The sequence below is a fragment of the Stenotrophomonas sp. WED208 genome, from assembly GCF_040984485.1.
Lineage (GTDB): Bacteria > Pseudomonadota > Gammaproteobacteria > Xanthomonadales > Xanthomonadaceae > Stenotrophomonas > Stenotrophomonas riyadhensis.
The window spans coordinates 57,134-70,247 of the sequence record NZ_JAZARB010000002.1; the positions used below are offsets into that span (position 1 = coordinate 57,134).

A 13,114-nucleotide genomic window follows, 5' to 3' on the forward strand; every position below is an offset into this window, starting at 1 on the left:
CCGTTCCATGCGACCCCGTCCCGGTCAGCGCCTTGCGGCGCGCATCGTGCGGATGTTGTCGCCGACGAACAGCACCAGGCCGGCCCAGATCGCGGCAAAGCCGATCGCCTTGGCGGTGTCGAACGCTTCGTGGAAGAAGAACACACCCAGCAGCAGCTGCAGGCTCGGCGCGATGTACTGCAGGATGCCGACCAGCGACAGCGGAATGCGTTTCACACCGTAGGCGAAGCCGATCAGCGGCACTGCGGTGACTGCGCCGCCGAAGATCAGCAGCAGGTCGTTGCGCCAGCCCCAGCCATGGAAGAACGCGCCGCCGTGGCCATTCTCGGCCCAGATCGCGAAGGCCAGCGCCGGCAGGAACAGATACATGCTTTCCACGCCCAGGCCGGCCACCGGGTCGACCGAAACCAGCTTGCGCAGCAGGCCATACAGGCCGAATGAACAGGCCAGACCCAGCGCGATCCACGGCGGTGTGCCGGCGTCGATGGTCAGCCAGGCCACGCCCACCGCCGCCATCGCCACCGCCACCCACTGCAGGCGGCGCAGGCGTTCCTTCAGCACCAGCACGCCCAGCAGCACGTTCACCAGCGGGTTGATGAAGTAGCCCAGGCTGGTCTCGATGACATGGCCGGCGTTGACCGCCCAGATGTACAGGCCCCAGTTGAAGGCGATGGTCAGGCTCGACACCAGCAGGATCGGCAGCGCGCGCGGCTGTGCGGCGATCTTCTGCCACCAGCCCAGGCGCGAGCTGAGCAGCAGCCAGCCCAGCACCAGCACGGTGCTCCAGATGATGCGGTGGGCGATGATCTGGAACGAGGGCACCTCGTTGAGCAGGTGCCAGTACACCGGCACCAGGCCCCAGATCACGAAGGTGGAAGCGGTGACCAGCAGGCCCCGGCGTTGTTCTTTCTCATCCATGCTCATTTCTTTCTCGTCCTTGCCATCGTCAGCACCACCACACCCAGAAGAATCACCACCATCGCCAACAGGTCGCGCCAGCCGAACCGCTCACCGTTGAGCAGTGCGCCCAGCAGCACCGCGATCACCGGATTGACGTACGCGTAGCTGCCCGCCAGCGCGGGGCGCACGTTCTGCAGCAGCCACACGTAGGCGGTGAACGCGACGATGGAGCCGAACACGCACAGGTAGGCCATCGCCAGCAGGCCACCGGTATCGGGCAGCGTGGTCGGGCGCTCGCCCACCGCCAGGCCGATCAGCACCAGCAGCACGCCGCCGCAGAGCATCTGCCCGGCAGCGGTCATGAACGGGCCCGGCAGGTCCAGCCCACGCGCCCACACCGAACCGAAGGCCCAGCCGATCGGCGCGATCAGCAGCAGCACCAGCCCGGTCGGCGAGGCCGTCAGGCTGCTGCCGGCGTTGAGCCAGACCACGCCCAGGAAACCGATGGCGATGCCCAGCCATTCGCCCTTGCTGGCGTGCTGGCCGCGCAGCGCCGAGAACAGCGCCATCCACAGCGGCACCGAGGCCACCGCAGTGGCGGCCAGGCCCGAGGACACCTCGCGTTCGGCCAGGACCACCATGCCGTTGCCCAGCACCAGCATGGTCACGCCCATGATGACCAGGTTGCGCCATTGCCGCAGGGTCGGGTTCGGCAGCTTCCAGAACAGGCGCAGCGCAAGGAACATCAGGCCGCCGGCAATGATGAAGCGGCTGCCGGAGACCATCGTCAGCGGCAGTGCGCCGCCGTGCAGGGCCTTGGCGATGCCCAGGTAGGTCGAGCCCCAGACCACGTAGACCAGCAGCAGTGCCAGCGCGACAAGGCCACCCCGGGGGGCAGCCGCAGACGAAGAGGGGGGAGCCGACATGACACACCAGGGAGCCGGGGGAAGGCGGATTCTAGGACGTTTTGAGTATGGTCCGGGACCCCATACGGTGGCACGCTGTCATCCATCCATGCACCCTGCTCTGGTCTGCTACCCCGTGTTGACGGTCGATGCAGTACCAAGAGGGCTGCCCGGCCGCGCCGCCCCAAGGCCGGGCGCCGTTTTCCCTGCGCACGGACGCGCCGCATCGAGGATTCCCACCCAGATGAGCACCACGTCCCAACCTGCTGTCCCCGCGAACGACCGCGCCGCCCTGCGGCGGTCGATCTCCAACACCCTCAAAGGCTCCGCCGGCAACCTGGTGGAGTGGTACGACGTCTACGTGTACTCGGTGTTCGCCGTGTACTTCGAATCGCAGTTCTTCTCGCCCGATGACAAGAACTCCACGATGTACGTGTGGGCGATCTTCGCGGCGACCTTCCTGATGCGCCCGATCGGCGCCTGGTTCTTCGGCCGCTTCGCCGACCGCCATGGCCGCCGCCTGGCGCTGACCGTCTCGGTCACGCTGATGGCGCTGTGTTCGTTCCTGATCGCCATCACCCCCACCGCCGCCAGCATCGGCATCTGGGCCGCGGTCATCCTGCTGTTTGCGCGCCTGCTGCAGGGCTTCGCCACCGGTGGCGAGTACGGTGCCAGCGCCACCTACATGTCCGAAGCCGCCATTCCCGGCCGCCGCGGCTTCCTGTCCTCCTTCCACTACGTCACCCTGGTCGGCGGCCATGTGCTGGCCCAGCTGACCCTGCTGCTGATGCTGACCTTCTGGGGCAAGCCGGAAATCTCCGAATGGGGCTGGCGCATCGCCTTCGGTATCGGCGGCATCGCCGCGGTGGTGGTGTTCTGGCTGCGCCGGGGCATGGACGAGTCGCTGTCGGAGTCGTCCATCGAGGCCGCGCGCGAGGGCAAGGCGCAGAAGTCCGGCTCGATGTACGAACTGTTCGTGCACCAGTGGCGGCCGCTGCTGCTGTGCTTCCTGATCACCGCCGGCGGCACCGTGGCCTTCTACACCTACTCGGTGAACGGCCCGAAGATGATCCAGAGCGCCTTCGCCGGCAACGATCCGATGACCGGCACCCTGATCAACCTGGGCGTGCTGGCGTTCCTGATGGTGCTGCAGCCGGTCGGTGGCTGGCTGTCGGACATCATCGGCCGCAAGACCCTGCTGGTGTTCTTCGGCGTCGGTGGCGTGCTGTACAGCTGGTACCTGATCACCCAGCTGCCGCACCAGCATGACGCCACCCTGGCGTTCCTGACCCTGGCGCTGGCGTTCGTCATCCTCACCGGCTACACCTCCATCAACGCCGTCGTGAAGGCCGAGCTGTTCCCGACCCACGTGCGTGCACTGGGCGTGGGCCTGGGCTACGCGCTGGCCAACTCGCTGTTCGGCGGCACCGCCCCGCTGCTGTACCAGGGCGCGCTGAAGACCGGCCACGTCGACTGGTTCGCCATCTACGTGACCGCGACGATCGCGGTATCGTTGGTGGTCTATGTGTTCTTCCTCACCAACAAGGGCCCGAACTGGCTCGACGGCACCCGCAAGTAAGCGCGTCGTCATGATCGCGGCCACCGGTGCATTGCCGGTGGCCGCTTCGTCTCCCGCCACGCCATTGATGTGGATCGCGGCGACGCTGGCCGCAGCCACGGCATTGGCCTGGCTGCTGCGCCGCCCCAACGCGCAGGCCGCGTGGCCGCGCATCGGATTCGGGATTGCCCTGCTGGTGTTCTGCGCCGCGCTGGCGCTGCAGCTGGCGGTGGACCTGGGCAGCGGCCACAGCTCGCTGCAGCTGCGCCTGCATCGCGGCATCAATGCAGGGTCGCCGGTTGGACTGCGCACGATGGTGGCGTGCTATCTGGCAGCGCTCGCCGCCAGTGGCTGGGGCGCGTGGACGCTGCTGCGCCGGCGCTGACGAATACCCGGGCGTGCCGGCCGCTGGCCGGCAACGCCACCTCTTTCGGTAGTGCCGGCCGCTGGCCGGCAACCTCATGAACCTCCGGAAAGAGCAGGGAGTTGCCGGCCAGCGGCCGGCACTACCTCAACGGCGGGCCGCTTCGCTCTTGTCGCGCGCGCCGCGGAACTCCGATTCCTTTTCCCACGTCGGCCAGCGGCGGCTGTTGGCCAGCTCGGCGCCCAGGTCGTAGACCAGCAGGGTGTCGGCGGCGTGGCCGCTCGGGTCCCAGCTCGGGGTCCAGGCATCGCAGGCCTGGTGGTAGCAGTCAGCGAAGTACTTCTCGCGCAGCGCGCGGCCGGATTCAACGCCGCCGTCCAGCTTGTCCAGCCCCGGGCCGATGGTGATCGCCGGCACGCCCAGGCGGGCGAAGGCGAAGTGGTCGGCACGGTAGAAGAAGCCGGCTTCCAGGTTCGGGTCCGGGCTGTAGCTGCGGCCGCGGGCCTTGGCCACGCGCTCCAGGTCACCCTCCAGCGAGACCCGGCCCTTGCCCCACGAGGCGATGTCACGGGTCGCGCCATCCGGGCTGAACATCTCGATGTTCAGCACTGCAGCGGTCTTGTCCAGCGGCGCCAGCGGGTGCGCGGCGTAGTAGCTGGCACCCAGCAGGCCCTTCTCTTCGGCGGTCAGGGCCACGAAGTACAGCGTGCGTTGCGGCTGCGGGCCGGCGGCGAACACGCGGCCCAGTTCCAGCACGGTGGCCACACCGGTGGCGTTGTCGATCGCACCGCGGCGGATGCGGTCACCCTTGGCGTCCGGCTGGCCGATACCAAAGGCATCCCAGTGCGCGGAGAAGATCACGGCCTCGTCGGCGTGTTCACCACCGGGCAGCTTGGCCACCACGTTGCGGGTCACCACCTGCTCGCGCTTGAGCGCGAAATCAACGCTCAGCTTTGCATTGTCCAGCGCCACCGGGCGGAAGTCGGCGCGCATCGCCTTGCGCTTCTCGGCATCGAAGTCGAGGCCGGCGTCGGCGAAGATCGCCTCGGCCAGTTCGCGCTGCATCCAGCCACGCAGCGGCGTGTGCTGCGCCATTGCCTCGGCCTGGCTGCGCTCGATGTCGAACAGCGGCGAGGTGCCCGAGCTCTTCACCGTGGCCCAGCCATAGGCGGCCGGTGCGGTCTCGTGCACGATCAGCACGCCCTCGGCGCCACGGCGTGCGGCTTCCTCGAACTTGTAGGTCCAGCGGCCGTAGTAGGTCACCGCCTTGCCGTCGAACGCGCCCGGCGCATCGGTTTCGAAATCGGCGTCGTTGATCAGCACGACGGCGATCTTGCCGTGCAGGTCCACGTCCTTGTAGTCGTTCCACTGGCGCTCCGGCGCGTCGATGCCGTAGCCGACGAACACCAGCGGCGCATCCTTGATCTGCACGCGCTTGCGCGGCTGCAGGCTCTGCAGGGTCACGTCCACGCCGTTGGCCAGCGCGCGCTTGCCCTGCTTCAGCGACAGGCTGGCCTTGGCCGCGCCGTCCAGCTGCGCGCGCACCAGCGGCACCGGCTGCACCCAGCTGCCGTCCACGCCGCCCGGCTGCAGGCCGTAGCTGCGGAACTGCTCGATCAGGTACTGCACCGTGCGCTCTTCGCCCTCGGTGGCCGGCGCGCGGCCCTCGAATTCATCCGACGCCAGCACGCGCACATGGCGCGACAGTGCCTGCGGATCGATGCCGCCGCCGGGCAGGTCGTTGGCCGCATGGGCCAGGCCACCGACGAACAGGCAGGACGACAGCAGCAACACGCGCATCGGATTCACGGCAGTACCACGGCTAGCTTGGAAGTCACCAGAGTGTAACGTGGTCGTGACATCACGGCGCAGCATGGGCCCATGTCATCCACGCATGGCGTGGATCTACCAGTGGCACACCGGATTCCCGCCGACAGGGCGCGCCCAGGTCAGCGCGATACGCGGTCCAGCCAGCACGCCAGGCCCTGCGCGTTGAGTCCGATGTCCATCGCCAGCACTGCAGTCACCGCGGCATCGTCCAGCGCACAGCCATGCAGCTGTGCACGTTCCAGGTACAGCGCCTGCAGCGCGGCCAGCAGGCAGCGGTGGCGGTCCGGTCGCCCGTCGCACTGGCGGCCGATGGCGGCCATCGCATCGATCTGCTCGAACAGGTCTTCGGCCAGCTTTTCAACCTGCTGCACGCGCCCATAGTGGGTCAGGTACATCGCCTGCGGCGCGTAATCGAGCATGCGCCGGATCGAAGCCTTCATCGCCTCCGGGTCGAACTGCACCGGCGAGGAGGTCGGGAAGATGAAAGCGCCCTGCGCACTGTCCAGCTCGCGGTAGGAGATGCCGAACGTATCGCCGGTGAACCAGCTGCGGCTGCGCGCATCCCACACGCAGTAGTGGTGCAGCGCGTGGCCCGGGGTATGCAGCAGCACCAGCTCGCGGCCGGCCAGGTCGATGCGGTGGCCGTCTTCGGCCACCACCACACGGTGCTCCGGAATCGCCTCGATGCGGCCATAGCTGCGCGCGATCTCTTCGGCGCCGTACACCGCCGTCGCACCCGCAATCAGGCGGGCCGGATCGATCATGTGCGGTGCACCGCGCGGGTGCAGCACCGCCTTCGCATTCGGCAACTGCTGCATCAGCAGGCCTGCACCGCCCGCATGATCCAGATGCACGTGGGTGAGCAGCAGCCAGTCCACCGCCTCCACGCCCAGGCCGGCATCCGCCAGCGCCTGCAGCATCGCCGGTACCGACAGGCCGGTGCCGCAGTCGACGAACGCGGCGCGGCCGTTTTCAACGATCAGGTAAGCCGCGTCGAAATCCGGGCGCTGGAAGCCGGTATCGATGGTGTGGATGCTGGGGTCGGCGGTCATCGGCACGCACCTGGCAGGATCGGGAACAGACCCCCATGGTAGGCGCGCAGGCGGCCCGGGTTCGATGCGGCTTTGGTCGGGTAGTGCCGGCCGCGGGCCGGCAACCTCGGGATAACCAGGAGAATGCATGTGCCGGCCAGCGGCCAGCACTACCGATCAGCCGGAGCGCAATGCGAACCGCGGCCGCAGCAACAGGGCCAGCACCAGCACCGCCAGGAACGCCCCGTAGGCATACAGCACCGCCAGCACCTGCGGCCAGATTGGGCCAGCGCCGGGCTGCACCACGCCGATGCGGTAGCCCCACAGCATCGACACGATGCTCAGCGCGAACGCCAATACCAGGGTGGTGCCATCGAACAGGCGCCGCCGCGCGGTACGCGGCTGGCGCGGGAACAGCCAGTACAGGCTGCCCAGCAGCAGGAACCAGGGCAGGAACAGCAGCAGCGACAACCAGGCCATCGCAGACTCCATGTCATCGCGCCGGAGGCGCGTGGACATCATGCCATGGGTCAATGCCGTGGTAGTGCCGGCCGCTGGCCGGCATTTCCGAGAACCTGGGGAACGTGCAGTTGCCGGCCAGCGGCCGGCACTACCCCTTACGCTTCGCGCAGCACGGCCAAGGCAGCCAGCACGACATCGACCTCGGCGTCCAGCTTGAACAGCTCGCTCTGCAGCTGGTCACCCTGCTCGGCCTGCTTGATCACCGCGATCAGCTGGCCCGCATCGCGCGGCGAATCGAAGCCTTCGCTCTGGATCAGCAGCGTGCCGTCACCGGCGGTCAGCTTGAAGTAGAAACGGCCATCCTTTTCGCGGTACTGCTTGAACAGCGGCGGTGCCACGCGGGCCACGCCGGCATCCTCGCTGGCGATGTCTCCCGCAGTGGACAGGTCGCGCAGGCCCACCGCATGGCGCAGCTCGTCCAGCAGCGGTGCCGCCAGCTGCTCGCGCAGCTGCTGGCCGCGGCGCTTGAGCAATGCTTCGATCTTCTCCGGCTCGGCCATCAGCGCGTTGTAGCGCTCGCGCAGCGGCGACAGCTCGCTGTCGATGCGCTCGAACAGCTGCTGCTTGGCATCGCCCCAGCTGATGCCCGCGGCGAACGCCCTGGCGAACTCCGCGGTCTGTTCCGGGGTGGCGAACGCCTGGTACATCTGGAACAGCGCCGAGCCTTCGGTGTCCTTCGGCTCGCCCGGTGCGCGCGAGTCGGTCAGGATCGAGAACACCAGCTTCTTCAGCTCCTCGCGCGGCACGAACAGCGGAATGGTGTTGTGGTAGCTCTTGCTCATCTTGCGGCCGTCGAGGCCCGCCAGCGTCGCCACCTGCTCGTCGATCACCACGTCCGGCAGCGGGAAATACTCCTTGCCGTACACGTGGTTGAAGCGCTGCGCGAAATCGCGCGCCATCTCGATGTGCTGGATCTGGTCACGGCCCACCGGTACCTGGTTGGCCTTGAAGATCAGGATGTCGGCGGCCATCAGCACCGGGTACATGAACAGGCCGGCGCTGACGCCCGCATCCTCGTCCACGCCTTCCTCGCGGTTCTTGTCCACCGCCGCCTTGTAGGCGTGCGCGCGGTTGAGGATGCCCTTGCTGGCGATGGCGGTCAGGAACCACATCAGCTCGGTGGTCTCGCGGATGTCGCTCTGGCGGTAGAACCACACGTGTTCCGGGTCCAGGCCGCAGGCCAGCCAGCTGGCCGCGATCTCCAGGGTCGCGCGCTGGGTGCGCTGCGGGTCCTGCGACTTGATCAGGCTGTGCAGGTCGGCCAGGAAGAAGAAGCTCTCGATCCCCGGCGCACGGCTGGCCGCGATGGCCGGACGGATGGCGCCAACGTAGTTGCCCAGATGGGGCGTGCCGGAGGGGGTGATGCCGGTAAGGACTCGGGTCGTCATGACTGCGTGGGGTAACCTTCGATGAACGGGGCCAGTTTACCTTGCACGCCACCAACCCCGTCAGGGCCTGCGGTGCGTTCATTCACGCAACCCCGCTGGAGACGCCCGATGAAACGCCTGCTGCCCCTGCTGCTGATCCTGCCCCTGGCCGGTTTCCGCCCGGCCCCGCCCCCGCCGCCGGTGTACGAAGGCGGCCCCGTGCGCATGGCCCTGGTCGACCGCGACCGTGGCACCGAACTGCGCAGCTACCCGGCCCAGGGCCAACGCTGGGTGGCCGGCGAGCGCGGCCATCGCTACGCCGTGCGCCTGTACAACGACAGCCCGCGCCGGGTGCTGGTGGTGCTGTCGGTAGACGGCGTCAACGCCATCTCCGGCGAAGATGCCGATCCTTCGCAGACCGGCTACGTGCTCAACCCCGGCCAGCGCGCCGACATCACCGGCTGGCGCAAGAGCCAGGACGAAGTGGCGCAGTTCGTGTTCAGCAGCCCCAGCGGCAGCTATGCCAGCCGCACCGGCCGCCCGGACAACATCGGCGTGGTCGGCGTGGCCGTGTTCGAGGAGGCGCGCCGCTGGTATCCGCAGCCGATCCTGCGCCGTGGCCTGCCTGCGCCGGCACCGGCCGCCGAAGCGGCCGCTGACGCAAGCGCCAGCCGCATCGAGGGCTACGCCAACAAGTCGCAGGCGCCAGCGCTGGGCACCGGCCATGGTGCACGCGAACAGTCCTCGGTGCGCGATACCGACTTCGAGCGTGCCAGCCGTAGTCCCGCACAGGTGCTGCAGCTGCGCTACGACAGCGCCCGCAACCTGCGCGCGCGCGGCATCCTGGTGGATTCGCCGTCGCGCCTGCCGCGCGAACCGCAGGCCTTCCCCAACCGCTACGTGCCGGATCCGCCGGTACGCTGATCGCCCGCCCAGACAGCACAACGCCCGCTACCTCACGGTGCGGGCGTTGTGCTGCGGGGGAAACGAAAGCGGCTTACTTGTAGTCCGGATAGTCCTTGCTCACGCTGTCCTGGAACTCACGGACTTCCTTCTCGGCGCGGTCCTTGGCCCAGCCATAACGTTCCTGCAGGCGGCCGGCCAGATACTCGGCATTGCCTTCGGCCACATCGAAGTCGTCGTTGGTCAGATCGCCCCACTTGGCCTGGGCCTTGCCCTTCAGCTGCGACCACTTGCCGGAAATGATGTCTTTGTTCATTGCTGGGAGTCCTTGGTTGCAACGGCGTTCTTACCGTGGCTCCAGCTTCGCGCAGCAGCCGTTGGGCAGCGGTCAACCGACCATGAAAACGCTGCTCACCTGCTTGAATGGTTCACTCCGCTTCGACAGCACGCAGCGAAAAGCACGCACAAAAAAGGCCGGGGAAACCCCGGCCTTTTCTCTTTCCGTTCCGTGCAGGGCTCAACGGCCCTTGGCGGTGTCCTCAACCTTCTCACCCGCCTTCTGCACGTCCTTGCCGGCACCGGCAATGGTGTTGCAACCGGCCAGCAGGGCCACCGAGAACATCGACAACAGCATCAGGGCAACTACGCGCTTCATGGGCTTCTCCTTGGGTTTGCCGCTACACCGCTTCATTCGCGGATGGGATTCTTTCGCTCGGCGGGAGAAGGCCAACGCCCACCACCGCCGCGTGAAGTGCAATCTGGCGGCAGCGGCGTGGAGCGGGTGTGAACGGATCGACGATCCGTTCAGGCCAGGTGCTCAGTCGCGCATCAGGGTGGACTTGCCGAACAGGCTTTCGACCAGGTCCACGGCCAGTTCGGCGGTGGCATTCTGCTTGTCCAGCAAGGGGTTGAGCTCGACGATGTCCAACGACCCCATGCGCCCGGTGTCGGCAATCATTTCCATCACCAGCTGCGCCTCGCGGTAGTTCACCCCACCCGGCACCGTGGTGCCCACGCCCGGTGCGATGCTCGGGTCGAGGAAGTCGACATCGAAGCTGACGTGCAGGTGGGTGTTCTCGTCGATCCCGGCCAGTGCGGCTTCCACCGCGCGCTTCATGCCATTCTCGTCGATGTAGCGCATGTCGTAGACATCGACCTTGTGGGTCTTGATCAGGCGCTTCTCTTCCGGGTCCACCGAGCGGATGCCGATCTGGTGCATCTGCGCCGGGGTGATCGCCGGTGCACTGCCACCAAGACGGGTCAGCGCGTCCGGGCCGAGGCCGCACAGGCAGGCCACCGGCATGCCATGGATGTTGCCCGACGGAGTCACGTCGCTGGTGTTGAAATCCGAATGCGCATCCAGCCACAGCACGCGCAGGGTCTTGCCCTGCTCGCGACACCAGCGCGCCACCGCGGTGATCGAACCGATGCCCAGGCAGTGGTCGCCGCCGAGCATGATCGGCATGCGGCCGGCCTGCAGTTCGGCATAGCTGGCTTCCATCAGCGCATGGTTCCACGCCACCACTTCATCCAGGTGGCGGTAGCCTTCCACCGGCGCGGTCCACGGGTTGCGCGGGCCATCCAGGTTGCCCAGGTCGCGCACGTCCACGCCGCGCGCCTCCAGCGCCTCCGGCAGGCCCGCCACGCGCAGCGCTTCCGGCCCCAGCCGTGCACCGCGATGGCCCGCACCGACATCGGTGGGAACGCCAATCAGGGATACGGAGATGGGATGGGCCATGGGTGCCTCCTGCGGTGGGGAAAAAGAAGCACAGTCTAGCCAGAGCTGTGTGACACCACTCGCGGCGGTGCAGCAGGGCATTGGCATGGCATGATGCCGCGCGGACCCGACCGCCCTTCATGGAAGATTGCGATGTCGCCCTTCATCAACACTGCCTGGCCGCGCTTTTTCACCGTGGCGCTGCCCATCGCCCTTTTTGCGGTTCTGTTGAACAGCACGGTCGATGCGCCACACCACGGCTGGCTGATCCAGACGGCGCTCCTGCTGGCGCCGTTCTCCATCCTGGTGTTCCTTGGGCTTGGCTGGCAGCGTGTGCGCAAGGCACACGCCGAATATCCGATCCTGAAGAGCGAGCCGCAGCGGATGCTGGCAGCGTTGATCGGCAACGTGAAGGTGGCGGCGCTGTGGTTTGGCCTGACGTTCGCCGGCATGTTCGCCCTGATGCTGGCATGGGTAGTGCTGTACAGCGCCGCCGGCTGACGGCACTTCGGGTCGCGCTCAGAGAATCGCCGACGACCACGCTTCGGTGCGGAACAGGCGCTTCTTCAGCACGTCGATACGCCACTGCCCTGCCACGCGCTTGAGCACGAACAGGCGCTCGTAACGCAGCGCGCGGGATTTCTGTGCATGGTCACATACCAGCACTTCGGCCTTGGAGGCCGTCGGCTGACCGACGGCGGCCAGTAGATCCTCCGGCACGTGCACCGGCGGATTGGCCACCGACATGCCCGTGGAATACACCCGCTTCCGCTCGGTACACCAAGCCGCGAGGATGTCCGCGCGCTCCTGTTGGAATGCTGCACTACCGAGCAGGTCTCCACCGGCCTTGGCATCACGGTAACCACGCGTTTCCCATGCATGGCAGGCCAGCATATAGCCACGCACCACGGCTGCCGGTTCCCCTTCTGCGGCCGGTTCAGGCCACGCAAGCGGCGGCGCCTCCTCCAGCATCGGTGGCATCTGCGCGCCCGCTGCCTGCAGGCACTGCACCACAGCCGCATGCCCGCGCGCTTCGGCCAGCGACAGCGCATTGCGTCCTTCGAAATCCACGCGTGCAACATCAGCACCGCCAGCCAGCAGCAGCTCGACCATCGGCAGATGACCGCCCTGCGCCGCCACCATCAGCGGAGTGCGATGCAGCTCCGGCGAGGCCGCGTCCAGCGAGGCGCCGCGTGCGATCAGCAGGCGTCCGATGTCTGCGTCGTTGCGCTCGGCCGCCCATCCCAGTGCGGTAAAGCCCACCGCCGTGCAGGCATGCTCGATGTTGGCACCGCGGTCCAGCAGCCGCGCCACCGCGTCAGTCTTTCCGGCGATCACCGCCGACAACAACGGTGTGCGCCCAGTGCCCTTGTGCTGCCACTCGATGTCCGCGCCGGCATCCAGCAGCGCATCGATACGGTCGAGATCCTGTTGTTCGGCCGCCTTGGCCAGGAGGTGGGACATGGGGGGCTTCCCTAGGGTTGGCACAGGCCCGGCAGCTTAGTGCCATCGCAACGCCGGGGCCACTTTGTGCCGGCGTGCAGCACCGATGCCGTTGGCCGCTTATGATGATCGGGTGGGTGAACTGTGCGGGCAGTTAAGTTGGCTTTACACGTCGTTTCGCCCTGCGTACAGGTGGCTGTGCTGCGATGGGCTATATGCCGGCACGTTCCAGCGCTGCGCGATATGTCGCTTTTGCCATGCAACTGCGCAGAACAAGCCAATCGCGATAATTCATTTTTCCTCTCGGATCACCCGATGCCATCGAAACAAACGACTGGCAGGCGGGGATTCTGCGTGCGCATGATGAATCGCCACCTGCAAGGGTGGTCGGGACTTCCAAGCCCGTGTTGTCAACGATGTATACGCTTGCCAGCCGGCGTCGTCCTCCCAAGTACGGCGCCGGCTGGCAATCCGTTCGCCGATCGACGGCGGGCGGTGCGTGGGGGCCTCGTGCCCGCCGATTCGTTGACCCGGTCTTGGAAGCCACGCATCGCCCGCCACCCTGTCGTGGCGG

General features: G+C 67.3%; 14 protein-coding genes. 4 read left to right on the forward strand and 10 right to left on the reverse strand.

Features of this window, described 5'->3' with window-relative positions:
* Positions 1-24: 24 nt before the first annotated feature.
* Both rarD and yedA read right to left on the reverse strand, forming a co-directional pair.
* Positions 25-924 carry an EamA family transporter RarD gene (rarD, locus tag VPH47_RS19830; RefSeq protein ID WP_110710780.1) on the reverse strand — a complete coding sequence of 300 codons (900 nt, stop codon included), beginning with the start codon at positions 922-924 and terminating at the stop codon, positions 25-27.
* Positions 921-1,826: a drug/metabolite exporter YedA gene (gene yedA / locus VPH47_RS19835; RefSeq protein WP_368851633.1), complete on the reverse strand. Its 906-nt coding sequence runs from the start codon at positions 1,824-1,826 to the stop codon at positions 921-923. Before yedA ends, rarD begins: the two co-directional genes overlap by 4 nt.
* Positions 1,827-2,049: 223 nt before the next feature.
* Between yedA and VPH47_RS19840 the strand changes: the two genes are divergently transcribed.
* Together VPH47_RS19840 and VPH47_RS19845 are read left to right on the forward strand one after the other, a co-directional pair.
* Complete coding sequence (locus VPH47_RS19840) at positions 2,050-3,384, forward strand: MFS transporter (protein WP_043035190.1); 1,335 nt, start codon at positions 2,050-2,052, stop codon at positions 3,382-3,384.
* 10 nt (positions 3,385-3,394) lie between these two features.
* The gene (locus VPH47_RS19845; protein ID WP_368851634.1) at positions 3,395-3,748 is read left to right on the forward strand and encodes a hypothetical protein; all 354 of its coding nucleotides are present in this window, start codon (positions 3,395-3,397) and stop codon (positions 3,746-3,748) included.
* Positions 3,749-3,874: 126 nt separating this feature from the next.
* On the opposite strand, the gene VPH47_RS19850 is transcribed toward VPH47_RS19845, so the two are convergent.
* The 4 genes from VPH47_RS19850 to VPH47_RS19865 all read right to left on the reverse strand — a co-directional run bounded on the left by VPH47_RS19850 (position 3,875) and on the right by VPH47_RS19865 (position 8,498).
* Positions 3,875-5,527, reverse strand: coding sequence for a M28 family metallopeptidase (locus VPH47_RS19850; protein ID WP_368851760.1), 1,653 nt, complete (start codon positions 5,525-5,527; stop codon positions 3,875-3,877).
* 149 nt (positions 5,528-5,676) lie between these two features.
* Positions 5,677-6,609 (reverse strand): MBL fold metallo-hydrolase, encoded by a 933-nt coding sequence (locus tag VPH47_RS19855; RefSeq protein WP_368851635.1) that lies wholly within the window; start codon positions 6,607-6,609, stop codon positions 5,677-5,679.
* Positions 6,610-6,765: 156 nt separating this feature from the next.
* On the reverse strand, positions 6,766-7,068 hold the full coding sequence (locus tag VPH47_RS19860) for a hypothetical protein (RefSeq protein WP_014035662.1): 303 nt from the start codon (positions 7,066-7,068) through the stop codon (positions 6,766-6,768).
* 137 nt (positions 7,069-7,205) lie between these two features.
* Positions 7,206-8,498 carry a tryptophan--tRNA ligase gene (locus VPH47_RS19865; RefSeq protein ID WP_153856754.1) on the reverse strand — a complete coding sequence of 431 codons (1,293 nt, stop codon included), beginning with the start codon at positions 8,496-8,498 and terminating at the stop codon, positions 7,206-7,208.
* A gap of 108 nt (positions 8,499-8,606) precedes the next feature.
* Between VPH47_RS19865 and VPH47_RS19870 the strand changes: the two genes are divergently transcribed.
* The gene (locus VPH47_RS19870; protein ID WP_368851636.1) at positions 8,607-9,401 is read left to right on the forward strand and encodes a hypothetical protein; all 795 of its coding nucleotides are present in this window, start codon (positions 8,607-8,609) and stop codon (positions 9,399-9,401) included.
* Between the two features lie 73 nt (positions 9,402-9,474).
* Here the strand turns inward: VPH47_RS19870 and VPH47_RS19875 are convergent, their stop codons facing one another.
* The 3 genes from VPH47_RS19875 to rocF form a co-directional block, all read right to left on the reverse strand.
* Positions 9,475-9,696 (reverse strand): CsbD family protein, encoded by a 222-nt coding sequence (locus VPH47_RS19875; RefSeq protein ID WP_004137109.1) that lies wholly within the window; start codon positions 9,694-9,696, stop codon positions 9,475-9,477.
* A gap of 201 nt (positions 9,697-9,897) precedes the next feature.
* On the reverse strand, positions 9,898-10,035 hold the full coding sequence (locus tag VPH47_RS19880; RefSeq protein ID WP_008266021.1) for an entericidin A/B family lipoprotein: 138 nt from the start codon (positions 10,033-10,035) through the stop codon (positions 9,898-9,900).
* A 162-nt stretch (positions 10,036-10,197) separates the two neighbouring features.
* Positions 10,198-11,118 carry an arginase gene (gene rocF / locus VPH47_RS19885; RefSeq protein WP_049431469.1) on the reverse strand — a complete coding sequence of 307 codons (921 nt, stop codon included), beginning with the start codon at positions 11,116-11,118 and terminating at the stop codon, positions 10,198-10,200.
* Between the two features lie 90 nt (positions 11,119-11,208).
* Between rocF and VPH47_RS19890 the strand changes: the two genes are divergently transcribed.
* Positions 11,209-11,598 (forward strand): hypothetical protein, encoded by a 390-nt coding sequence (locus VPH47_RS19890; RefSeq protein ID WP_368851637.1) that lies wholly within the window; start codon positions 11,209-11,211, stop codon positions 11,596-11,598.
* A gap of 18 nt (positions 11,599-11,616) precedes the next feature.
* Here VPH47_RS19890 and VPH47_RS19895 read toward each other — a convergent pair whose 3' ends face one another.
* Positions 11,617-12,561 carry an ankyrin repeat domain-containing protein gene (locus tag VPH47_RS19895; RefSeq protein WP_368851638.1) on the reverse strand — a complete coding sequence of 315 codons (945 nt, stop codon included), beginning with the start codon at positions 12,559-12,561 and terminating at the stop codon, positions 11,617-11,619.
* Positions 12,562-13,114: the final 553 nt, after the last annotated feature.

What these genes read in the sequence shown, in the direction of transcription:
- VPH47_RS19875 (WP_004137109.1), bottom strand. Translation starts at nt 9,696, where the DNA reads ATGAACAAAGACATCATTTCCGGCAAGTGGTCGCAGCTGAAGGGCAAG.
- VPH47_RS19880 (WP_008266021.1), bottom strand. Translation starts at nt 10,035, where the DNA reads ATGAAGCGCGTAGTTGCCCTGATGCTGTTGTCGATGTTCTCGGTGGCC.
- VPH47_RS19855 (WP_368851635.1), bottom strand. Translation starts at nt 6,609, where the DNA reads ATGACCGCCGACCCCAGCATCCACACCATCGATACCGGCTTCCAGCGC.
- VPH47_RS19895 (WP_368851638.1), bottom strand. Translation starts at nt 12,561, where the DNA reads ATGTCCCACCTCCTGGCCAAGGCGGCCGAACAACAGGATCTCGACCGT.
- VPH47_RS19890 (WP_368851637.1), top strand. Translation starts at nt 11,209, where the DNA reads ATGATGCCGCGCGGACCCGACCGCCCTTCATGGAAGATTGCGATGTCG.
- rarD (WP_110710780.1), bottom strand. Translation starts at nt 924, where the DNA reads ATGAGCATGGATGAGAAAGAACAACGCCGGGGCCTGCTGGTCACCGCT.
- rocF (WP_049431469.1), bottom strand. Translation starts at nt 11,118, where the DNA reads ATGGCCCATCCCATCTCCGTATCCCTGATTGGCGTTCCCACCGATGTC.
- VPH47_RS19850 (WP_368851760.1), bottom strand. Translation starts at nt 5,527, where the DNA reads ATGCGCGTGTTGCTGCTGTCGTCCTGCCTGTTCGTCGGTGGCCTGGCC.
- VPH47_RS19865 (WP_153856754.1), bottom strand. Translation starts at nt 8,498, where the DNA reads ATGACGACCCGAGTCCTTACCGGCATCACCCCCTCCGGCACGCCCCAT.
- yedA (WP_368851633.1), bottom strand. Translation starts at nt 1,826, where the DNA reads ATGTCGGCTCCCCCCTCTTCGTCTGCGGCTGCCCCCCGGGGTGGCCTT.
- VPH47_RS19870 (WP_368851636.1), top strand. Translation starts at nt 8,607, where the DNA reads ATGAAACGCCTGCTGCCCCTGCTGCTGATCCTGCCCCTGGCCGGTTTC.
- VPH47_RS19840 (WP_043035190.1), top strand. Translation starts at nt 2,050, where the DNA reads ATGAGCACCACGTCCCAACCTGCTGTCCCCGCGAACGACCGCGCCGCC.
- VPH47_RS19845 (WP_368851634.1), top strand. Translation starts at nt 3,395, where the DNA reads ATGATCGCGGCCACCGGTGCATTGCCGGTGGCCGCTTCGTCTCCCGCC.
- VPH47_RS19860 (WP_014035662.1), bottom strand. Translation starts at nt 7,068, where the DNA reads ATGGCCTGGTTGTCGCTGCTGCTGTTCCTGCCCTGGTTCCTGCTGCTG.